This is a genomic window from Peteryoungia algae (assembly GCF_030369675.1).
Classification (GTDB): domain Bacteria; phylum Pseudomonadota; class Alphaproteobacteria; order Rhizobiales; family Rhizobiaceae; genus Allorhizobium; species Allorhizobium algae.
In genome coordinates this window covers 2310871-2332669 of record NZ_CP128477.1, presented here as the reverse complement: position 1 = coordinate 2332669, position 21799 = coordinate 2310871, and the positions used below count along the sequence as shown (strand labels likewise).

The following is a 21799-nucleotide window of genomic DNA, read 5'->3' as shown; positions in this document are numbered from 1 at the left end:
TCACCAGAGCGGCAGGATCGCAGCGCTGCTTTTGTACAGCACATAGAAAGCGACGCCGATGATCAGCACGGCGAAGATGCGGTTGAGAAGGTTTCTGCGGGTTGAAAGACGGGTTGCCAGCAGCATGCCGCCGAAGCCACCGATCACGCCGCCACTGATAAACTCGGCCGCGATCGCCCAGTCGATCAGGTCCGAGGCCGCGTAATTGATCGCGGTGGCAAGGCCAAACGTCCCGACGGCGAGAAGCGACGATCCGACCGCGTTGATCATCGGCATGCCGGTCGCGAGCATCAGGCCTGGTACGATCAGGAACCCTCCGCCAATTCCGAAGAAGCCTGATGCTGCTCCTGCTGCGATGGCCACAGCCGCCGTTTTCCAGCATGTCAGGCCATCCGTCTTGACGACATTTGAGACAATTGCGGTCCGGGGCCGGAGCATCAGGCCGGCGACGACCAGCATCAACAGGCCAAACAGGAAAAGCAGCTTCTGCCCGTCGAAAGCTTTCCCGAGTGTTGAGCCCGCGAGTGCTCCGACCGTCCCGGTGGCGGCGAAGACGAAAGCGCAACGCCACCAGACATGCCCCTTGCGGGCATGGCCGACAAAATTGGCATAGGCATTGACCGATACGGCCAGAGCGCCGGTGCCGATTGCGATATGCGGTTGCGAGATGCCGACCACATAGAGCAGCAGGGGCGTTGCCAGGATGGAGCCGCCGCCGCCGATCAGTCCAAGCGTAAAGCCCACGAGGCCGCCCGAGCCGATCGCCGTCAGGGCCTGGGTGACGATGTCGTTCATTCCCAGGCTGCCCCTGCAAGCGCGTCCAGCGGAATCTTCAAATAGCGCTTGCCGTTTGCTTCCGGTTCCGGCAGGCGTCCTCCGCGAATGTTGACCTGCAGCGCATGCAGGATCAACTTCGGCATGGGCAGTGTTTTGTCGCGTGCTTCGCGAAGTGCGACGAAAGCTGCCTCGTCCTTGCCGGCAATATGGGGGTTGCTGCGCTTCTGTTCGGCGACGGTGCTTTCCCAGAGGGGTTCACGCCCGTCCGGCTGATAATCATGGCCCGTGAACAGGCGCGTCTCGTCGGGCAGCGACAGGATTTCCCCAATCGACGCCCAGAGCCGCTTTGCACTGCCACCGGGAAAATCGGCGCGGGCCGTGCCGCTATCCGGCATGAACAGGGTATCGTGCACAAAGGCGGCGTCGCCGATCACGTAGGTGATCGAAGCCAGCGTGTGGCCGGGTGAGAAGAGGACGCGGCCCGTGATGTCGCCCACCGAGAAGGTCTCGCCGGCCTCGAACAGCCTGTCCCACTGCGAGCCATCGGCTGGCAGGTCTGGCCAGTTGTAAATCTCCTTCCAGAGCTCCTGCACCTCGACCACGCGCGCGCCGATGGCGGTCTGCGCTCCGGTCTTCTCTTTCAGATAGCGGGCGGCGGAGAAATGGTCTGCATGGGGGTGGGTGTCGAGGATCCATTCGACGCTGAGCCGCTTTTCCTTGATATAATCCAGGATCGCATCGGCATTTCGGGTCGCGGTTGCGCCCGACTTTGCCTCGTAGTCCAGCACCGGATCGATGATCGCACATTTTCCTGTCGCTGGATCGCTGACGACATATTGGATGCTGAATGTGCGTTGGTCGAAAAAGCCTTTCACATCTGGTCTGGCAGTCATCTTGAGTTCCTTCGTCAATATCGGTGATTTTCAGTTCTGGCGCCGGCTTCAAGGATCGACCTTCGCACTCAGAAGAGGCACGAAGGTTGATCTGCTGCCGTCACCGTTTTGGTGCCGGATTGCCAAGGCGTGCTCAGGCAAGGTCCTTGACGGTGAAGTACCAGTCCGTGGTCTCCAGGCCTTCGGTTAGCCGCTTCTCCACTTCAGCCATCGTCTTCGGCGAGCCGACTATGACTTTCTCGCCGGGTTGCCAGGCCTCCGGCGTCGCGACGCCATTCGTCAGGCTCGTCTGCAAGGCTCTGACGAGGCGAAGAACTTCGGGACATCCGCTTGGAGTCTGGTCAGGCTCACGAATGCACTGTAACAAACAATAACATATATGTTCTGTGATATGTAATCTGTTGCAGCTTGGTTGCCGCCGAGGCATCCTTGCCAGTTGGTAGGACCGGGACGAAGGGTCAACCTCGCATTCAAAGATCGACAGGAACGAGTGAACTGCAATGTCAGCGACTGATGAGAAAAGCCTCCCGATCAATCTGAATCTGTCGGAGCCAAAATCACCTCGGCAGCGCAGCTGGTTTCGCAAGCGGTACCTGCTCGTGCTGCTGGTCCCCGTTTTCATGTTCTCAGGTGCGGTGCTGGGAATGTATTTCCAACCGACAGGCTTGCAGAAGTTTTACGCGCTGACGGGGCTTCAGCCCGGCGGTGGCTCGGATGCGCCGATTGCGCTGCCGCCTGACATCGAGTTGCCGCCCAAGATGGCAGAAACCATGCTGCCATCTGACGTGGTGGGATTGGCGCGGGTGATGCCGCGTGGCGACGTTTCGGTCGTCGCAGCACCCTATGGGGCTGGCGATGCGCGCATTGCGGAGATTCTCGTTTCCGTGGGCGACCGGGCGGAGAAAGGCTCCTTGCTGGCGAGGCTCGACAATCACACGGCGCTTGCCGGTGCCGTGCTCACCGCAGAGGCAAACCTCGCCGTGCGAGAAGCAACCCTCATCCAGACGCGGGCGGCGGTCGAGGCAAGCCGCAACGAAGCACAAGCCGCACTCGATCAAGCCATATCTACGGCTGCCGAAGCTGCATCGGCCCTGGCACGAACGGAGGCGCTTGCTTCGAACGCCGTCAGCACACAGGCGGCACTCGATGCGGCCCGGGCTGCGGCAGAAGACGCGAGACTTTCCGTTGTCCGCGCAGAGGCAACGCTGACGCGCTATGCTTCAGTCACGCTGGACGAACAGCCCGATGTGATCGTCGCGCGACGCAATGTCGATGCAGCCCAATCTGAGTTGGCCCGTGCTCGTCTCGACCTTGCACGCGCCGAGGTGGTGGCGCCCATCACGGGAACGATCCTCGACATCCATGTCACGCCCGGACAGCGACCTCCCACCGACGGAATCATGGATATGGGAGATACGGATCAGATGATGGCCGAGGTCGAGGTCTGGCAGGATCGCATCAGTGCCGTCATGGTTGGCCAGCCGGTGGAACTGGTAACCCCCGCTTTTGGCGCCACGCTGCAAGGCCGGGTGGACCGGATCGGGCTGACGGTGGGGCGGCAGGGCCTGATTTCAGACGATGCAGCGGAAAACAAGGACGCGCGCGTCATCCAGGTCCTGGTGGTGCTGGACAAAGCCTCCTCGGATGTCGCCGCACGCTTCACCAATCTCGAGGTCATCGCCCGCATTGATACCACGGGACGGGCCATTCCATGAGCTACCTGCTGCAACGCCTGTTCGGGCGGCTGCCCATCGGCTGGTTGCAACTGACCCACAGCCGCACTCGTTTCGCCGCGGCACTCGCCGGGGTGGCCTTTGCCAATGTTCTGGTCTTCGTCCAGCTTGGGATCATGAATTCGATGGGGGCCGCAACCTTGCGTCCCTATGACTTCTTCCAGGCGGATATCATGATCTCGGCCAGCGATGCGAGCACCTTGACCGACGGGGGCAATGTGGCTCGGCAGTGGTTGCTGCAGGCGATGGGGGATCCGGATGTATCCGATGGCATGGGTCTGTTCATCGCCAATGTTCCCTGGGATCGCGGCGAGAAGGATATCAGTCTGACGACCTTCGGTGTGGATCCGGTCAAGACCGGGTTTCTGTCCAGGGATATAGCCGGCGATCTCAATCTCCTGCGGGTGCAAAACGCGGCATTGCTCGATCGGCTCGCCCGTGGTCTGGCCAAGGAGGAAGCTGCTTCAATCCGTCCGCAAACGCCGCTCTCCTTTGAGACGCAAGGCCGCACAATCACCGCCTATGCCACATTCGCCGGCGGCGGCGGTTTCGGTGGTGATGGCTATATGCTGGTTTCGGATCAGACATTCCTGTCGCTATACCCGACGCGCAGTTCCTCCGCACCCGACCATGTTCTTTTGCGTCTGCGCCCCGGCGCTGAGACAGAGAGTGTGATCGCGCGCCTGAAAACGCTGATTTCCGACCCGTCCCTTCGCATCCGCAGCTATCAAGAGGCAGCGCAGGAGGATCTGCGCTATCAGCAGACAAAACGGCCCACGGGTATCATCTTCGGATTCGGCGTGTTGATCGGCGTTCTCGTCGGCATCGTTATCGTCTATCAGGTGCTGTCCACCGATGTGGCCGACCACCTGCGCGAATACGCAACCTTCAAGGCCATGGGCTACGGCCCCCACTTCTTCCTCGGTATCGTCTTCGAAGAAGCGCTGGTGCTCGGGATCATGGGTTTCATTCCAGGACTTGTTGTCGGGACGACCATCCTGACGCTCATGGGGAAGATCACGACCCTGCCCTTGGGAATGACACCTTCGATGGCAGTGACCGTTTTTCTCGGCACCATCATCTTTTCCGCCCTGTCCGGCGCCATTGCGACCCGTCGGCTTGGCGCTGCCGACCCTGCCGATCTCTTCTAGGAGGCTGCAATGGACAGCGAGACAATTGTCGATGTGCGCGGATTGAATCATTGGTTTGGCAGTGGCGACGTCCGCAAACAGGCGCTGTTTGACGTGAATCTGATGCTGAAACGCGGCAGCTTCACCGTGCTGATGGGGCCTTCCGGGTCTGGCAAGACGACTGTCCTCACGCTTGTCGGCTGTCTTCGAGCCGTACAGGATGGATCTGTGCGGCTTCTGGGAAGCGAGTTGAACGGCGCATCGCAGGCGCAGCTTGTCAGTCTGCGCCGCCGCCTGGGCTTCATATTCCAGGCCCATAATCTGCATGAAAGCCTGACTGCGGTGCAGAACGTCATGATGGGGGTGCAGGTGCATGGTCAAGTGGCCGATCGGGTGGCGCAGAGCGCGGCTGAGCATGCGCTTGGGCTGGTCGGCTTGACCGACCGTACCACCTATCTGCCCGCGAACCTGTCAGGCGGCCAGAAGCAGCGCGTCGCCGTTGCCCGCGCCCTTGTCTCCAGCCCGGCGCTGGTGCTGGCAGACGAGCCCACTGCCGCGCTGGACAAAGACAGTGCGTCAGAGGTCGTCGATCTTCTCAAACGCTTGGGTAAGGCCCGGGGTACGACAACATTGCTCGTTACCCACGACAATCGCATCCTCGATCGTGCTGACCGTATCCTCACGCTGGAGGACGGTCGTATCGTGAAAACAGAGGTTCGAGCACAAGATTAGGACTCCGTACACTCAGGCCCCGCGACCAGTCATTCCAAATATTGACTTTAATCTCCTCACAGTAGCGATCGAGAAGCTGTTGGCGTTTCTCTTCCGTGTCAATCTCACCGGATGCAATGCGCGCCATCAGATCGTTGCCTGCCGCAGTGAGAAACCGTCGATCCCTTACCTTCAGCGGTGCGAATCTCGGCCCCTGAGCTGCTGGGCCGTATAGGGCTGTCATGCCGATCAGCCTTTGGATGGATCGTCGGCAAGGCCGAGCAAGCGCTGTGCTGCCTTCAGATGGGGGGCATCGATCATGCGGCCGGCGAATGTCAGTGCTCCCTTGCCGGGATTGGCCTCAAAAGCGTCGATAATCGCCTGCGCCTCGGCCAATTCTTCCAGTGTCGGCGTAAATGCCTGGTTTATCAGAGGGATCTGCGTGGGGTGGATCGCCATGATGCCGCTGAAGCCGTCAAAGCGCGCACGTCTCGCATGGGCTGCCAGGCCTTCTTCGTCGGAGATGTCTGGATACACGGTCTCGATCGCTGCGACGCCGCTCGCATGGGCGCTCAACAAGGTGAGAGAGCGTGCCAGTTCGTAAGGTGCGGTATAGCGACCCGTCTCGTCGCGCGCGCCAAGCGCGCCGATGGCGGCGGGAAGGTCTTCGGCGCCCCAGGTCAGGCCAAGAAGGCAGGCCTTGACCGATGGATAGGATCCCAACTGGAAGATCGCGGCCGGGGTCTCCGTCGCAATCGGCAGGACCGGAATGCCGGGTGCTTTTGCGATGAGGGCTTCAACGCTTGATGCTCCCTCTGCCTTTGGCAGCACGAGCCCCTCCGGCTTGGCGTCAAGGATCGCGGAGAGATCGGCGTCCAGGAGGTCGCCCTGAAGCGGATTGACGCGGACGAAGAGCCGGATCTTACCTTTGGCCTTTCTCAGAAAATCGGCCGTCGCCACTCGTGCCGCAGGCTTGGCGTCAAGTGTCACGGAGTCCTCGAGGTCTAGGATCAGGGCATCGGCGCCGTAGCCGAGTGCCTTCTCCATTCGGTCGGGCCTGTCACCGGGCACGAAGAGCAGCGAGCGCAGCCTCATTGCGGTCTCCGTGAGACGAGTGCGGAGCGCAGGCACTGGCAGATCACTTCGTTGCGCTGGTTGAAGAGTTCATGGCGGAAGGTGACGATGCCGGCGGTCGGGCGCGATCGACTTTCTCTAAGGTCGGCAATCTCGGTTTCGGCCCGCATCGTGTCGCCGATGAAGACGGGTTTCGGCATGACGAGCTTGTCATAGCCGAGGTTGGCGACCAGCGTGCCGAGCGTTGTATCACCCACGGACAGGCCGACCATCAGCGAAAAGGTGAAGGTGCCATTGACGAGGATCTGGCCGAATTCGCTCGCCTTCGCCGCTTCGACATCGAGATGCAGCGGTTGCGGATTATGGGTCATCAGGGTGAACAGCAGGTTGTCCGTTTCGGTCACCGTACGCCGGATCTCGTGAGAGATCCTGTCACCGACTGTCCAGTCGTCAAAATAGCGTCCGGCCATCATCCCTCTCCCTCGATCCTGACGAGCAGGCTGCCCTCGACCACCTGACTGCCCAGGCAGGCTTTCAATTCAGCCACGGTGCCGTCGAAAGGCGCTTGCAGCACCTGCTCCATTTTCATGGCCTCGATGGCGATCAGCGGTTGACCGCGTTTGACCACGTCTCCCTCGGCAACGGAAACGGCGATGATGATGCCCGGCATCGGCGCGACGATGGCACCGTCGCCTGAGCCGGATCCATAGCCACTATGTCCCGCGCGCGGTGCCGCGAACTCCCAGGCCTCGCCATCATGGAAGAGGACGCCGTTTTCCGTTCGGACGGTCGCCTGTGCCGGATTGACCTGAACCAGATAGGGCCATTTTCCCACGTCGACGGCAACCCGTCGGTCAATTTCGGCATTGAGACGAAATCCAGCCAGCATGGCCCAGACATCCGGCGAGCGCTTCTGCAAAAGGGCCGTCGCTGCGGCCTGCAAAACCGCTTCAGCCGGTTTGCCCGGTGGCACGAGGTCTTTGGCATGTCGCTCGATAAAGCCTGTGTCGACGGCGCCAGCGAGGAAGTCGGGATGAGCGAGCGCGCGCACGAGGAAACCGGCATTGCTATGCACCGGCCAGATCTCGACCTTCCTCACGCCGTCGCAAAGCTTATGGACCGTCTCTTGCCGGCTTGCGCCGTGGCTGATGAGTTTGGCCAGCATCGGATCGTAATGCGGGGTCACTTCATCTCCCTCTTCGACGCCGCTGTCGATCCTCAGCGTGTCCGGCAGGCGCAGATGGTCGAGCCGGCCTATCGACGGCAGGAAGCCGGTTGCGGGATTTTCCGCATAGAGCCGCGCTTCCATGGCCCAGCCGGTGATGGAAAGTTGATCCTGAGCCAATGGCAGAGGCTCGCCTGACGCAATGCGCAATTGCCACTCCACCAGATCCTGTCCGGTGATCGCCTCGGTCACGGGATGCTCGACCTGGAGACGTGTGTTCATTTCCATGAACCAGATGCGGTCCGCGCGCAGGCCCTCAGAGGCATCGGCGATGAACTCGATCGTGCCAGCGCCGATATAGTTTACCGCACGTGCTGCCTTCACGGCCGCCTGGCAAACCGCATCCCGGGTCAGGGCATCCATGCCGGGCGCCGGTGCTTCTTCGATCACCTTCTGGTGACGGCGTTGCAGCGAGCAATCGCGTTCAAAGAGATGTACGACTTGGCCCTTGCTGTCGCCGAAAACCTGTACCTCGATATGACGCGGCGAGAGGATATATTTCTCGATCAGCACGCGGTCATCGCCGAAGGATGACGACGCCTCGCGCCGGCAACTGGCGAGTGCCACCGCAAAGTCCGCCGACCGCTCGACGCGGCGCATGCCCTTGCCGCCACCGCCGGCCACCGCCTTGACCAGCACCGGATAACCGATGGCATCGGCCTCGCGCTGCAGTCGTTCCGGGCTCTGGTCGTCACCAAGATAACCCGGTGTGACCGGCACGCCCGCCGCGATCATCCGTTGTTTTGCAGCATGTTTCAGGCCCATGGCCCTGATGGCAGCGGGCGGCGCCCCGACCCAGACGAGACCTTCGGCCATCACGGCTTCGGCAAACTCGGCATTTTCCGACAGGAAGCCATAACCGGGATGGATTGCCCTTGCTCCACTCCTCCTCGCGGCTTCGAGGATGCGATCCTGCCGCAGGTAGCTGTCGCGTGCCGGCGCCGGACCGATCGGCAGAGCCTCATCGGCCTCGCGCACGAAGGCCATGCCGGCATCCGCATCCGAATGGACGGCGATCGTCCGGATGCCAAGCCATTTGGCCGTGCGAATGATCCGCCGGGCGATTTCACCGCGATTGGCAATCAAGAGACTTTCGATCATCTTCGCCTCACATCCGGAAGATGCCGAACTGCGCCCGGTCGGGGATCGGGGCGTTCAGCGTTGCGGAAAAGGCGAGGCCGAGCACATCGCGGGTCTGGGCCGGGTCGATGATGCCGTCATCCCACATCCGCGCCGTGGCGTAATAGGGGTTGCCTTCGTCCTCGTATTTCTGACGGATCGGCGCCTTGAAGGACTCGGCTTCCTCCGGCGTCCATCCTTCGGCGTCGCGATGGACGGTCGCCAGCACGGAAGCGGCCTGCTCGCCCCCCATCACGGAAATGCGTGCATTCGGCCAGGAGAACAGGAAGCGCGGCTGAAAGGCGCGGCCGCACATGCCGTAATTGCCGGCCCCGAAACTGCCGCCGATCAGCACGGTGACCTTCGGCACTTGCGCGCCTGCGACCGCTGTCACCAGCTTGGCGCCATGTTTGGCGATGCCTTCCGCCTCGTATTTTCCGCCGACCATGAAGCCGGAAATGTTCTGCAGGAAGAGCAACGGAATGCGTCTCTGGCAGGCGAGTTCGATGAAATGGGCGCCCTTCAGCGCACTTTCGGAAAACAGGACGCCATTGTTGGCAAGGATGGCAATCGGAATGCCCCAGAGATGCGCGAAACCGCAGACAAGGCTCGCACCAAAAAGCGGCTTGAACTCCTGCAGTTCGGAACCATCGACGAGACGGGCGATCACCTCGCGCACATCATAGGGTGTACGCAGGTCCTGGGGGACCACGCCGTAGAGATCGTCTGCGTCGAACAGGGGCGGGCGCGGATTGGCAAGCTCGATGTCCACTCTCTTCGGCCGGTTCAATGTTGCAACAATGTCGCGCACGATCAGCAGCGCGTGTTCATCGTTGTCGGCGACATGGTCGACAAGGCCGGACTTGCGACCATGGATCTCCGCACCACCCAGATCCTCGGCCGAGATCACCTCGCCGGTTGCGGCCTTGACCAAAGGTGGGCCGGCGAGAAAGATCGTGCCCTGGTTGCGGACGATCACCGTTTCATCGGACATGGCCGGCACATAGGCGCCGCCCGCCGTACAACTTCCCATGACGCAGGCGATCTGCGGAATGCCGGCGGCAGACATCTGCGCCTGATTGTAGAAGATCCGACCGAAATGATCGCGGTCGGGAAAGACCTCGGCCTGGTGCGGCAGGTTGGCGCCGCCGGAATCCACGAGATAGATGCAGGGCAGGCGGTTTTCCCAAGCGATTTCCTGTGCTCTCAGGTGCTTCTTTACCGTCATCGGGAAATAGGCGCCGCCTTTTACCGTCGGATCATGGGCGATGATCATGCATTCGCGACCGCAGACACGGCCGATGCCGGTGATCATGCCGGCGCCAGGCGCCTCGTCGCCATACATGCCGCCGGCAGCCAGTTGGCCGATATCGAGGAAGGGAGAACCGGCGTCAAGGAGCCGCAGGACGCGATCCCGGGGCAGAAGCTTGCCGCGCGCAACATGACGCTGGCGATGGTTTTCCGCCCCGCCCAAGGCGGCGGTTGCCACCTTCGACCGCAGTTCTTCGGCAAGTGCGGCGTTGCGTGTTGCATTGGCCTTGAAACTTTCGCTGCCAGGATCGAGCAGAGTGGAGAGAACGGGCATCAGCTCATGGCCTCCGCACCAATCACCTCCCGGCCGATCAGCATGCGGCGCACCTCGTTGGTGCCGGCGCCGATATCGAGGAGCTTTGCATCACGCCAGTAGCGCTCGACGGGCCAATCCTTCGTGTAACCTGCACCGCCCAGGGCCTGGATCGCCTGTTCGGCCACCTTCACCGCGTTCTCAGAGGCATAAAGGATTGCGCCGGCGGCATCCTGACGCGTCGTCTGGCCGGCATCGCAGGCGCGCGCCACGGCATAGACATAGGCGCGGGCGGAATTGAGCGCCACGACCATGTCGGCGATCTTGGCCTGCATCAGCTGAAAGCTTCCGATCGGTCGGCCGAACTGCTGGCGTTCCCTGACATAGGGCAGGACGACGTCGAGGCAGGCCTGCATGATGCCGAGCTGGATTCCGGACAGCACGACCCGCTCATAGTCGAGGCCGGACATCAGCACCTTCACCCCGCCGTTGAGCTGCCCCATGACGTTTTCGTCCGGAACGAAGCAGTCCTGGAAAACAAGTTCGGCCGTGGGCGAACCGCGCATGCCGAGTTTGTCGATCTTCTGGCCGATCGAGAAGCCGGGGAAATCCTTCTCGAGGAGGAAGGCCGTGATGCCTTTTGATCCCGCTTCAGGCTGGGTCTTTGCGTAGACTACGAGCGTTTGAGCATAGGGAGCATTGGTGATCCAGAACTTGGTGCCGTTCAGGCGGAAACCGCCCTCGACCCTGTCGGCGCGCAGCCGCATGGAAACGACGTCGGATCCCGCGCCGGCCTCGGACATGGCAAGGCTGCCGACATGGTCTCCGGAAATCAGTCCGGGCAGGTATTTCGCCTTCTGCTCTGTCGAACCCCAGCGCGCGATCTGGTTGATGCACAGATTGGAGTGTGCGCCGTAGGACAGGCCGACCGAGGCTGAGGCGCGACTGATTTCCTCGCAGGCAACAACGTGTTCGAGATAGCCAAGCCCGAGACCGCCATCCTCTTCTGCAACAGTCATGCCATGCAGGCCGAGAGCGCCCATGGCTGGCCAGAGTTCACGCGGAAAGCGATCCTGCGCGTCGATTTCGGCAGAGATCGGCGCGATGCGCTCGCGCGCGAAACGCGCGGTCGTCTCGCGGATCGCCTCCGCCATTTCGCCAAGCCCGAAGTCCATTTCAGTCATGTGGCTTCCTCACCGAGATCGTGTCATGCGGCCGGCCCAAGTCGGTCAGATGTGCAGCGCGTGTCCCAAGGCCCTCAGAGAGGCTTCCTGCAGCGCCTCACCGCGCGTCGGGTGTGCGTGAATGGTCGCGGCTATGTCCTCCAGCCGTGCCCCCATTTCGATGGCCATGGCGAAGGTCGAGGCGAGTTCGGAAACGCCTGCTCCAACTGCCTGCAGCCCCAGTACGGCGTGAGTGTCGGACCGCGCGACGACACGCACAAAGCCATCTTCATCCTCCACCGTCATCGCCCGCCCGTTCGCCGTGAAGGGGAACTGGCCGATCTTCACATCGAAGCCGTGTCTCCGGGCTTCCTCCGGCAAGAGGCCGGCGCTGACGATTTCCGGATCGGTGAAGCAGATGGCGGGGATGCAGCGCTTGTCCCAGGCGCGCTTGCGCCCGGCGACGATCTCGGCGACCATTTCGCCCTGCGCCATGGCACGATGCGCCAGCATCGGCTCGCCGGTCACGTCGCCGATCGCATAGACCCCGCGCATGGATGTGTGGCAGCGGTCGTCAACCTGCAGGAAAGCTCCGATACGGTCGAGGTCGAGTTCTTCCAGTCCTGAGCCTGTGGTGCGTGGTCGCCGTCCGACGGCCACGAGAATGCGATCAGCCGGCAGTTCGCGCCGTCCCTCGGCGGTCTCGACGACCAGCGCCTCGCCCGCGTCAGAAAGTCCGACGGCCCTTGCTTCGGTCAGCACCTTGATACCGCGTTCGCCAAGCCTGCGCAGAACCGGTTTGACCAGATCGGCGTCGTACAGCGGCAGGATCTGCGATGTTGCCTCGACCACAGTGACGTCGGACCCCATCCGGGCGAAGGCGGTTCCGAGTTCGAGCCCGATATAGCCGCCGCCCACGACGACGAGCCGTTTGGGCAGTTCCGTCAGCGACAGGGCCTCGGTGGAGGAAATCACTCGCCCGCCAAATGGCAAGGCTGCAAGCTCGACGGAATCGGAGCCTGTCGCAATCACCACGGTCTCGGCGCGGATGACCTGCTGTCCGGTTTCAGTTGCCACTTCCACGGTCTTGCCGTCACGAAAGCGGGCGCGGCCATGAACGATCTTCACCCGTGCCTTCTGCAGGAGGCCGGAGACACCGCCGGTCAATCGGCCGACAATCGCGTCTTTCCAGGCCATGGTTTTGGACAGATCGAGCGAAGGTGCCTCGACGCGAATGCCAAGGGCATTTTCGCCTGCGGAAAGGGCGCGGGTCTTGTCGAAGGTCTCTGCCGCATGGATGAGTGCCTTGGAGGGAATGCAGCCGACCGTCAGGCAGGTGCCACCGGGGCGGCCCTCCTCCACGATGACGGTATCGATCCCGAGCTGGCCGGCCTTGATGGCGCAGACATAGCCGCCGGGACCAGCGCCGATGATGAGAAGCTTGCAAAAAATCTCTTTCATGGCTCAGCCTTCGATAAAGATCAGTGCCGGGGTCTCCATCAGCACCCGCAGGCGCTGGACGAAGGTCGCCGCATTCCAGCCGTCAACGATGCGGTGGTCGAAGCTGGAGGACAGGTTCATCATCTTGCGCGGCACGAATTGCGCTCCATCCCATACGGGCCGTGTGGCGATCTTGTTGACGCCGACAATCGCAACTTCCGGATGGTTGATGACAGGCGTCGAGACGATGCCGCCAAGCGCCCCGAGTGAGGAGATGGTAATGGTCGATCCGGTCAGTTCGTCTCGGGTCGCAGTGCCGGCGCGCGTGGCGTCCGCAAGCCGGTTCATCTCGCTCGCACAATCCCAGATGCCGCGCGCCTCGGCGTGTTTGACCACCGGGACCGCGAGACCGGCTGCGGTCTGGGTGGCAATGCCGATATGCACCGCACCGAAACGGGTGAGCATGCCGGCGTCGTCGTCAAAGGTGGCGTTGACATCAGGTTGCTCGACGACCGCCTTGACCATGGCGCGCATCAGGAAGGGCAGGAGTGTGAGCTTCGGCTGGTCGGTCCGACGTTCGGCATTCATCTTGGCGCGCAGTTCTTCGAGCGCTGTCACGTCCACTTCCTCCACATAGGTGATGTGGGGAATGCGGGAGGTGGAGACGACCATCTTCTCGGCGATCCGGCGCCGGAGGCCGGTCAGCTTGATTTCCTCCCGCGCGGTCTTCTTGACGAGGCCGGAGACCGCGGGTGCTGGATCGGTACCACGGGCTAGAAACTGTTCTACATCTTCACGCAGGATGCGTCCCGCCGGGCCGGTTCCCCGCAGAAGGCGCAGATCAATGCCGTTCTCGCGGGCCAGCAATCGCACCGAGGGTGCCGCGAGCGGTTTGTCGAATTCCGGCGAAGGTTGCCGGGCGGGGGCTGGCGGCGGCGCGAATTCTTGCTGCGTACGGGGTTGTTCGTCGGTCTCGGTCTGCTGAGGCTCGGGCGTCGGCAGAACAGCCGCCTCCGGTGGTGGTGAAGACTCGCCGACACTATCCGTTGCGATCCGGATGAGGGGCGCCTTGACCGCGATTGTGTCTCCGACCTCGCCGCCGAGCCAGACCACCGTGCCGCTGACGGGGGTGGGGATTTCCACGGTCGCCTTGTCGGTCATGACAGCGGCAACCATCATGTCCTCGCGGACGGGATCGCCGATCTTCACCATCCATTCGACCAGTTCCGCTTCGGCCACGCCTTCGCCGACATCGGGCATCTTGATCGTGAACTCACCCATCGCTCAGGCCTCCATCACGTCAATGAGCGCGCGGCCGACCCTGGTGGGGCCGGGGAAATAGTCCCATTCCTGCGCATGCGGATAGGGCGTGTCCCAACCGGCGACGCGCATGACCGGGGCTTCCAGATGGTAGAAGCAGTGCTCCTGCACCAGTGCCGCGATTTCGCCGCCGAAACCGGATGTCAGCGTTGCCTCATGCACCACGACGCATCGGCCGGTCTTGGCGACGGATTTGACGATTGTGTCGAGATCGAGCGGCATCAGGCTTCTGAGGTCGATCACCTCGGCATCCACGCCGGTGTCTTCGGCTGCGGCAAGCGCCACATGCACCATGGTCCCGTAGGTGATCACGGTGACGGCGGAACCCTCGCGGCGGATATCCGCCTTGCCGATCGGGATCGTGTAGTAACCTTCCGGCACCTCACCCAGTTCGTGGCGGGACCAGGGCGTCACCGGCCGGTCGTGATGGCCGTCGAAGGGGCCGTTATAGAGACGCTTGGGTTCGAGAAAAATGACCGGATCCGGATCGGCAATCGCAGCGGTCAGCAGACCCTTGGCGTCGTAGGGATTAGACGGGACAACGACTTTCAGACCGCAGACATGGGTGAACAGTGCTTCCGGGCTCTGGCTGTGGGTCTGTCCGCCGAAAATGCCGCCGCCGGTTGGCATGCGCACGACGATCGGGCAGGTGAAGTCTCCGTTCGACCGATAGCGGATGCGGGCCGCCTCCTGGGTCAACTGGTCATAGGCGGGATACATGTAATCGGCGAACTGGATCTCGACGCAGGGTTTCAGGCCATAAGCCGCCATGCCGATCGCGGCTCCGACAATGCCGGATTCGTTGATCGGCGTGTCGAAACAGCGGGTCTTTCCATATTTTGCCTGCAGCCCCTGGGTGCAGCGGAAGACGCCGCCGAAATAACCGACGTCCTCGCCAAACACGACAACGTCGTCGTCACGCTCCATGGATACGTCCATGGCGCTGCGGACCGCTTCGATCATCGTCATTCTGGCCATATCAGTATCCTGCCTGCTGTCGCTGGCGGCGTAGATGCGGCGGCATTTCGGCATAGACACCTTCGAAGATATCGCGCACAGAAGGCTTACCGCCGGCATGCAGCGTGCCGTGTTCTTCTGCCTGGCGCTGGGCCGTGATCACCTCGTCCATGATCTCGGCTTCGGCTTGCACATGCCGTTCCTCCGACCAGGCGCCCCTGACGATCAGATGTTTCTTCAAGCGCAGCACCGGATCGCCGAGAGGCCAGGCTTCCGATTCCGTCTTGGGCCGGTAAGCGCCCGGATCATCAGAGGTTGAATGCGCGCCGACACGGTAGGTCACATATTCAACGAGGGTCGGCCCGAGATTGCGGCGTGCCCGCTCGGCGGCCCAGCATGCGACCGCATAGACCGCCAGATAGTCGTTTCCGTCGACCCTGAGCGCCGGAATGCCGAACCCGAGGCCTCGTGCGGCAAAGGTGCCCGAACCGCCGCGGGCAATGCCCTGAAAGGTGGAGATCGCCCACTGATTGTTGACGACGTTGAGGACCACGGGCGCCCGATAGGTCGAGGCGAAAACCAGAGCCGAATGAAAATCCGACTCGGCCGTCGAACCGTCGCCGATCCAGGCGGCAGCAATACGACTGTCATTCTTGATCGCCGATGCCATGGCCCAGCCGACGGCCTGGACATACTGGGTGGCGAGATTGCCGGAAATGGTGAAAAAGCCATGCTCCTTGGAGGAATACATGATCGGCAATTGCCGCCCGCGCAAAGGGTCGGCCTCATTCGAGAAGATCTGGTTCATCATCTCGACCATCGGATAGTCGTCGGCGATCAAGAGTCCGGCCTGCCGATAGGTCGGGAAGTTCATGTCGCCCTTCTGGAGAGCCTTGCGGAAGGCGCAACTGACAGCTTCCTCGCCGAGATGCTGCATGTAGAAGGAGGTCTTGCCCTGCCGCTGTGCCATCAGCATCCGGGCGTCGAAGGCGCGCAACGTCATCATGTGGCGCAGGCCGGTTCGCAGGTCGTCATCGTTCAGAAGGCCCGCCCAGGGGCCGACCGCCTCACCGTCGCGATTCAAAACCCGGATAATCGAATAGGCCAGATCGCGGATATCCTCCGCGGCCGCATCGACCGGAGGCCTCGGCACTGATCCCGCCTTGGCGATCTTGACGTTGGAAAAATCGGGCTGTCCCCCCGGCCGAACAGCAGGTTCGGGGACATGCAGGCTCAGATGCGCAGGTTGCACCATCAGTCTCCTCCCGTGAAAACCTGCTCCTCTCCCAAGGAGCAGTTCAATCGACGTGAATGGTAAGCCTCTTGCGTGTGGCAAGCCATGACAAAACTGCATCCAATTCTTTGGCCAGTTTTGCCATATTCTGCGTAGGGGCTCTGCCGTCCCTTAGGGGGCCTGAATGGATCGGGCGCTCTTGCGGAATGCCTCTGGGCTCTCCCCCATCCATTTCTTGAAGGCGCGGTAAAAGGCACTCGGCTCCGAATACCCCAGACGGGCGGCAATCTCGCTGATGGTGTCTGGTGTGTTGATCAGCATGTCGCGGGCAAGGTCACGGCGAATGTCGTCCTTGATGCCGGCATAGCTTTGTCCTTCGTCATGCAGACGGTGGCGAAGCGTCGATGACGACATGCGCATGTCGCTGGCCAGATCACCGAAGCTGCCCCAATCGGCAGGTCCCTTCTGGGTCAATCGACGCCTGACGGCCGCAGCTGTGCCGGCGTCATAGCGATAGCGGATCAAGATATTGGCGGGCGCTCCCCGGAGGAATTGCCGCAAGGCCTGTTCGTTGCGCGCGATCGGCAAGGCTAGCAGGGAGGCATCGAATCCGAGGCGGCTCACCGGTTGCGAGAAGCGAATGGGAGCGCCGAAGAAAAGCCGGTGCTCCGCGCTCAGTTTCGGTTCGCTGCAGCGAAAATCCACAAGGCGGATTGGAATGCGCCTGCCCACCAGCCAGCAGGTCAATCCATGCAGGATAATCCAGTAGCTGCGATAGGCGAAGGCGGAGCGGGGTTTTCCGGTCTCGCAAAGCTCGATCACTGCCGTGCCGTCATGCACGTCAAGCCGACCCGTCGGCTCGCCCAGCACGATATTGAGGAAACGCAGTGCCCGGCGTAGAGCCCGATCGAGCGTCGGGGCGTGGAGCACGCAGTGGCACAGAAGCGTGAAGCTGCCGCGTGGCATCGGTCGTTCACCAAGGCCGAAACATTCGTCATTGAGTTCTTCGGCAATTGCGAGCCAGAGACGCCCGAAGGTCTGCGTCGAGACCGGCTGGTCGACGACAGGCGGAAGACCGAGACGAGACAGAAGCGGCTCTGTGGGGCGGTCGGCGCGTCTGAGACTGTCGAGAGCCTCTTCGACGAACCCGGTCGAGATCATATGTCGTTCGGTTTCAGCCATGGTTTCCGTTCGACCTCAAGCGCATCAGTGGCAAAAGTGGCCTCGAGAATGGATCGATTTCGTCATCGGTTGCAACTGTGAAACGCAGTAGAGTTTACGGCATCGGCAGCTTCAGACGACAACTGGAGGGGAGGAGGGTCGATGCGCATCGACAATGCCTGTTTCATCGTGACCGGCGGTTGCTCCGGGCTCGGCGCGGCGACTGTGCGCATGATCACCGAGGCCGGCGGGCGCGTCTTGATTGCGGACCGTGATCGCGAGCGTGGGCAATCTCTTGCACGGGAGCTCGGCGATCAGGTTGCCTTTCTTGAAACGGACGTGACGCGTGCCGACGATGGCGCCGCGGCAATCGAGGCCGCGACAAACACCTTCGGCAATCTGCGGGGATTGATCAATTGCGCAGGTGTCGCTCCGGCGGAGAAGGTTGTCGGGCGCGACGGCCCGCACGGGCTGGAGAGCTTCGAGCGGACCATCGGGATCAATCTCGTCGGCACCTTCAACATGATCCGGCTTGCTGCTGCCGCCATCCAGACGAACGAACCCGATGCCGAGGGTGAACGTGGCGTCATCATCAATACCGCCTCCGTTGCCGCCTTTGACGGACAGATCGGTCAGGCCGCCTACGCTGCGTCCAAAGGCGGGATCGCCGCCATGACCCTGCCGATTGCCCGCGAATTCGCACGGTTCGGCATACGGGTGATGTCGATTGCGCCGGGTGTCTTCGAGACGCCGATGATGGCTGGGATGCCGGTGGAGGTGCGCGAGAAGCTGGCCTCCAGTGTTCCATTTCCACCGCGCCTTGGCAGACCTGCGGAGTTCGCAGCCCTTGTCCGGCACATCATTGAAAACACGATGCTCAACGGGGAGGTCATACGCCTCGATGGAGCCATCCGCATGGGCGCGCGCTGATCGCTGCCGGAGGAGGAAAGATGGGAAGCCAGGATCCAATTGTCATCGTCGGTTCTGCCCGAACCCCGATCGGCAGCTTTCAGGGCGCGTTGAAGGCGATGACAGCCGCAGAGCTGGGTGCTGCTGCCATACGGGCGGCGCTCGACCGCAGCGGACTTCAAGCCGAGGCCGTCGACGAGATCCTGTTTGGCTGTGTTCTGCCGGCCGGGCAGGGCCAAGCGCCCGCACGCCAGGCTGCGATCGGTGCCGGTCTGCCTTTCTCGACGGGTGCCACAACTGTGAACAAGATGTGCGGCTCCGGCATGAAGGCGGCCATGCTCGCCCATGACCTTGTTGCCGCCGGAAGTGCATCAATTGCGGTGGCCGGCGGCATGGAGAGCATGACCAATGCGCCCTATCTGCTCGACCGTGCCCGTGCTGGCTATCGGCTCGGACATGGGCGTGTGCTGGATCACATGTTTCTCGACGGGCTCGAAGATGCCTATGACAAGGGCCGGCTGATGGGCACATTCGCGGAAGATTGCGCGGAGGCCTATCAGTTTACCCGAGACGCGCAGGATGCTTATGCAATTGCATCGCTCACCCGCGCAACAAAGGCTATCGCCGATGGCACCTTCGATCGCGAGGTCGTGCCGGTTGTCGTCAAAGCCGGCAAGGCGGAGCATGTGGTCGGTCGCGACGAGCAGCCGGGCAAGGCAAAGCCAGAAAAGATCCCGACCTTGAAGCCCGCCTTCCGCGACGGCGGCACGGTGACGGCTGCCAATGCCAGCTCGATCTCCGACGGTGCCGCGGCGCTGGTCCTGATGCGACGCTCGGAAGCGGCGCGGCGCGGTCTTGCCCCGCTTGCCACAATCCTCGGACACGCCACGCATTCGCAGGCGCCCAGCCTCTTCGCCACGGCGCCGATCGGTGCTCTGCAAAAGCTCTCCGATCGCATAGGCCTGCCACTTTCGAAGGTCGACCTGTTCGAGATCAACGAAGCCTTCGCCGTCGTCGCCATGGCCGCGATGCGCGATCTCGATCTGCCGCATGACAAGGTCAATGTTCATGGCGGTGCCTGCGCACTCGGCCATCCGATCGGAGCATCCGGAGCGCGGATCCTGGTGACGTTGATTGCAGCACTTGAACGATACGATCTGAAACGCGGCATGGCAGCCTTGTGCATCGGTGGCGGCGAGGCAACGGCTATCGCCATCGAGCGGCCCTGATTGGAGGAAGACAGGATGGTTCTTTCAGAGCTTCAACAGCAGATCCTCGAGATGACCCGCAGCTTCGCGCGCGAGCGGCTTGCCCCAGGTGCCGCCGAACGCGACCGCCAGCACCGCTTCCCACGCGAGGAACTGACCGAAATGGGTGAGCTTGGCCTGCTTGGCATGCTGGTTCCGGAAACCTATGGCGGATCGGACACCGGTGCGCTTGCCTATGCGATTGCGGTCGAGGAAATAGCCGCAGGCGATGGCGCCTGCTCGACGATCATGAGCGTGCACAGTTCGGTGGGCTGCGTGCCGATCCTGAAATTCGGGACGGAAGAGCAGCGGCAGCGCTTCCTGCCGAAACTGGCCTCGGGCGAATGGATCGGCGGTTTCGCCCTGACGGAGCCACAGGCCGGATCGGATGCCTCGAACCTGAAAACCCGCGCCCGCCGCGACGGCGATCACTACATCATCGACGGCGCCAAGCAGTTCATCACATCGGGCAAGAACGGCCATGTTATCATCGTCTTTGCCGTAACCGATCCAAGCGCGGCTAAGAACGGGATTACGGCCTTCATCGTGCCGACGGACACACCGGGCTACGAGGTCCTGCGTGTCGAGGAGAAGCTCGGTCTCAACGCGTCGGACACCTGCCAGATTGCCTTCAATGGACTGAAAATTCCCGCCGAGAACAGGCTCGGCGAGGAGGGGGAAGGCTATCGCATCGCACTTTCCAACCTGGAAGGTGGGCGCATCGGGATCGCGGCCCAGTCGGTCGGCATGGCGCAGGCGGCCTTCGAGGCGGCACGCGACTATGCCGGTGAGCGAAAGGCGTTTGGCAAAGCAATTGCCGAGCATCAGGCTGTCGCCTTTCGCCTGGCCGATATGGCGACACAGATCGAGGCCGCCCGGCAGCTCGTCTGGCATGCAGCTTCGCTGCGCGAGGCCGGCATTGCCTGTATTTCTCAAGCTTCCATGGCAAAGCTCTTCGCTTCCGAGATGGTCGAGCGCGTGTGCTCGGATGCGATCCAGATCCATGGCGGCTATGGCTATATGCGGGATTATCCGGTTGAGCGGATCTACCGGGATGCCCGTATCTGCCAGATATACGAGGGCACGAGCGACGTGCAGCGCATGGTGATCGCCAGAAATCTGTAGGATGCCACATTGGCAGCGCTCGGGGACGGACGTGAAAACAGGGAGGAAACGCTATGCTTGAGACGATCGCCTTCATTGGTCTTGGCAATATGGGTGGGCCGATGGCTGTCAATCTCGTCAAGGCGGGATATCCGGTGCGCGGATTTGATCTTTCTGAAGCGGCGAAGCTCGCCGCGAGAGAAAGCGGCATCACGCTCTGCGATACGGCGGCACACACCCTGACCGGCGCCGCGATCGTCATCACCATGCTGCCTGCCGGTCATCATGTCCTGTCGGTCTGGAGCGAGCTCGTCGAAGTTGTCGATGAGGGGACACTGATGATCGACTGCTCGACGATCGATGTCGACAGCGCCCGGAGATGTCATGCGCTTGCGGCCGGGGCCGGCTGCCTGTCGCTCGATGCGCCGGTCTCCGGAGGAACGGCTGGGGCAAGTGCCGGCACGCTGACCTTCATGGTCGGCGGGGAGGCGGATGCTTTGAGCCGGGGGCGCCCGGTGCTGGAGGCCATGGGACGACGTGTCGTCCATTGCGGTTCGGCCGGAGCCGGTCAGGCTGCGAAAATCTGCAACAACATGATCCTCGGCATCACCATGGCGGGCGTCTGCGAGGCCTTTGTGCTGGGTGAGAAGCTCGGGCTTTCGCATCAGGCCCTGTTTGACGTCGCCTCGACATCATCTGGCCAATGCTGGGCGATCAGCACAAACTGCCCGGTTCCGGGACCGGTGCCGACTTCTCCGGCCAATCGAGACTATACGCCCGGTTTTGCAGCAGCCCTGATGCTCAAGGACATGCGCCTGTCGCAGGAAGCTGCCAACTCGACCGGTACGGTGACTGCCCTTGGGGCGCATGCGACCGAGCTATACGATCTCTTCGACCAACTTGGGCATGGAGGCGAAGATTTTTCGGCGATCATCAACTATGTGCGCAGCCAGTCTGTATAATCCCAGGCAACTTTGCGGTTTGCAAAGAGCCTTCCGCTGCATTCACGTTTTCAGTGGCTTACGTTTGATCAAACAG

At 62.1% G+C, this 21799-nt stretch carries 19 protein-coding genes and 1 pseudogene; 7 read left to right on the top strand and 13 right to left on the bottom strand.

The genetic code is table 11. From position 1 onward, the window contains the following. The 3 genes and pseudogenes from QTL56_RS11260 to QTL56_RS11250 form a co-directional block, all read right to left on the bottom strand. Positions 1–795 (bottom strand): sulfite exporter TauE/SafE family protein, encoded by a 795-nt coding sequence (locus QTL56_RS11260; protein WP_245135590.1) that lies wholly within the window; start codon positions 793–795, stop codon positions 1–3. Continuing rightward, positions 792–1661, bottom strand: a pseudogene (locus QTL56_RS11255) (MBL fold metallo-hydrolase); the annotation flags it as partial. The pseudogene QTL56_RS11255 and the gene QTL56_RS11260, both read right to left, overlap by 4 nt. A 142-nt stretch (positions 1662–1803) precedes the next feature. Further along, positions 1804–1965: a thioredoxin domain-containing protein gene (locus QTL56_RS11250; protein ID WP_289393183.1), complete on the bottom strand. Its 162-nt coding sequence runs from the start codon at positions 1963–1965 to the stop codon at positions 1804–1806. A 205-nt stretch (positions 1966–2170) separates the two neighbouring features. Between QTL56_RS11250 and QTL56_RS11245 the strand changes: the two genes are divergently transcribed. From QTL56_RS11245 to QTL56_RS11235, 3 genes are read left to right on the top strand one after another with little or no spacing between them, the layout of a single operon-like run. Then, positions 2171–3385: an HlyD family efflux transporter periplasmic adaptor subunit gene (locus tag QTL56_RS11245; RefSeq protein ID WP_245135591.1), complete on the top strand. Its 1215-nt coding sequence runs from the start codon at positions 2171–2173 to the stop codon at positions 3383–3385. Then, a complete protein-coding gene (locus QTL56_RS11240; protein WP_245135593.1) occupies positions 3382–4554 on the top strand; it encodes an FtsX-like permease family protein in 1173 nt (390 codons plus the stop codon). Before QTL56_RS11245 ends, QTL56_RS11240 begins: the two co-directional genes overlap by 4 nt. Positions 4555–4563: 9 nt before the next feature. Further along, positions 4564–5265 (top strand): ATP-binding cassette domain-containing protein, encoded by a 702-nt coding sequence (locus QTL56_RS11235; RefSeq protein ID WP_245135595.1) that lies wholly within the window; start codon positions 4564–4566, stop codon positions 5263–5265. Positions 5266–5493: 228 nt separating this feature from the next. Here QTL56_RS11235 and QTL56_RS11230 read toward each other — a convergent pair whose 3' ends face one another. The 10 genes from QTL56_RS11230 to QTL56_RS11185 all read right to left on the bottom strand — a co-directional run bounded on the left by QTL56_RS11230 (position 5494) and on the right by QTL56_RS11185 (position 17522). After that, the gene (locus QTL56_RS11230) at positions 5494–6339 is read right to left on the bottom strand and encodes an HpcH/HpaI aldolase/citrate lyase family protein (protein ID WP_245135596.1); all 846 of its coding nucleotides are present in this window, start codon (positions 6337–6339) and stop codon (positions 5494–5496) included. Further along, on the bottom strand, positions 6336–6788 hold the full coding sequence (locus tag QTL56_RS11225; RefSeq protein WP_229574925.1) for a MaoC family dehydratase: 453 nt from the start codon (positions 6786–6788) through the stop codon (positions 6336–6338). Before QTL56_RS11225 ends, QTL56_RS11230 begins: the two co-directional genes overlap by 4 nt. Beyond that, positions 6788–8644: an acetyl/propionyl/methylcrotonyl-CoA carboxylase subunit alpha gene (locus QTL56_RS11220; RefSeq protein WP_245135598.1), complete on the bottom strand. Its 1857-nt coding sequence runs from the start codon at positions 8642–8644 to the stop codon at positions 6788–6790. The genes QTL56_RS11225 and QTL56_RS11220 overlap by 1 nt, the downstream gene beginning before the upstream one ends. Positions 8645–8651: 7 nt before the next feature. Continuing rightward, on the bottom strand, positions 8652–10247 hold the full coding sequence (locus QTL56_RS11215; RefSeq protein ID WP_245135601.1) for a carboxyl transferase domain-containing protein: 1596 nt from the start codon (positions 10245–10247) through the stop codon (positions 8652–8654). Beyond that, entirely contained in the window at positions 10247–11410 is a 1164-nt protein-coding gene (locus QTL56_RS11210) for an isovaleryl-CoA dehydrogenase (protein WP_245135602.1), read from the bottom strand. The genes QTL56_RS11215 and QTL56_RS11210 overlap by 1 nt, the downstream gene beginning before the upstream one ends. Positions 11411–11455: 45 nt before the next feature. After that, a complete protein-coding gene (gene lpdA / locus QTL56_RS11205) occupies positions 11456–12850 on the bottom strand; it encodes a dihydrolipoyl dehydrogenase (RefSeq protein ID WP_245135604.1) in 1395 nt (464 codons plus the stop codon). A gap of 3 nt (positions 12851–12853) precedes the next feature. After that, entirely contained in the window at positions 12854–14110 is a 1257-nt protein-coding gene (locus QTL56_RS11200) for a dihydrolipoamide acetyltransferase family protein (protein ID WP_245135605.1), read from the bottom strand. A 3-nt stretch (positions 14111–14113) separates the two neighbouring features. Continuing rightward, positions 14114–15127 (bottom strand): alpha-ketoacid dehydrogenase subunit beta, encoded by a 1014-nt coding sequence (locus QTL56_RS11195; protein ID WP_245135607.1) that lies wholly within the window; start codon positions 15125–15127, stop codon positions 14114–14116. A 1-nt stretch (position 15128) separates the two neighbouring features. Continuing rightward, a complete protein-coding gene (locus QTL56_RS11190) occupies positions 15129–16361 on the bottom strand; it encodes a 3-methyl-2-oxobutanoate dehydrogenase (2-methylpropanoyl-transferring) subunit alpha (protein ID WP_245135612.1) in 1233 nt (410 codons plus the stop codon). A 150-nt stretch (positions 16362–16511) separates the two neighbouring features. Then, positions 16512–17522, bottom strand: a complete 1011-nt coding sequence (locus QTL56_RS11185; protein WP_245135613.1) for an AraC family transcriptional regulator — start codon at positions 17520–17522, stop codon at positions 16512–16514. Between the two features lie 141 nt (positions 17523–17663). On the opposite strand from QTL56_RS11185, the gene QTL56_RS11180 reads away from it, so the two are divergent. The 4 genes from QTL56_RS11180 to mmsB are packed head-to-tail and all read left to right on the top strand — an operon-like array spanning position 17664 to position 21723. Beyond that, positions 17664–18431 carry a 3-hydroxyacyl-CoA dehydrogenase gene (locus QTL56_RS11180; RefSeq protein ID WP_245135616.1) on the top strand — a complete coding sequence of 256 codons (768 nt, stop codon included), beginning with the start codon at positions 17664–17666 and terminating at the stop codon, positions 18429–18431. A 20-nt stretch (positions 18432–18451) separates the two neighbouring features. Further along, positions 18452–19639, top strand: a complete 1188-nt coding sequence (locus QTL56_RS11175; RefSeq protein WP_245135618.1) for an acetyl-CoA C-acyltransferase — start codon at positions 18452–18454, stop codon at positions 19637–19639. A 15-nt stretch (positions 19640–19654) separates the two neighbouring features. Next, positions 19655–20782, top strand: coding sequence for an acyl-CoA dehydrogenase family protein (locus tag QTL56_RS11170; RefSeq protein ID WP_245135621.1), 1128 nt, complete (start codon positions 19655–19657; stop codon positions 20780–20782). Positions 20783–20835: 53 nt separating this feature from the next. Continuing rightward, positions 20836–21723 (top strand): 3-hydroxyisobutyrate dehydrogenase, encoded by an 888-nt coding sequence (gene mmsB / locus QTL56_RS11165; protein ID WP_245135622.1) that lies wholly within the window; start codon positions 20836–20838, stop codon positions 21721–21723. The last annotated feature ends 76 nt before the right edge of the window (positions 21724–21799 follow it).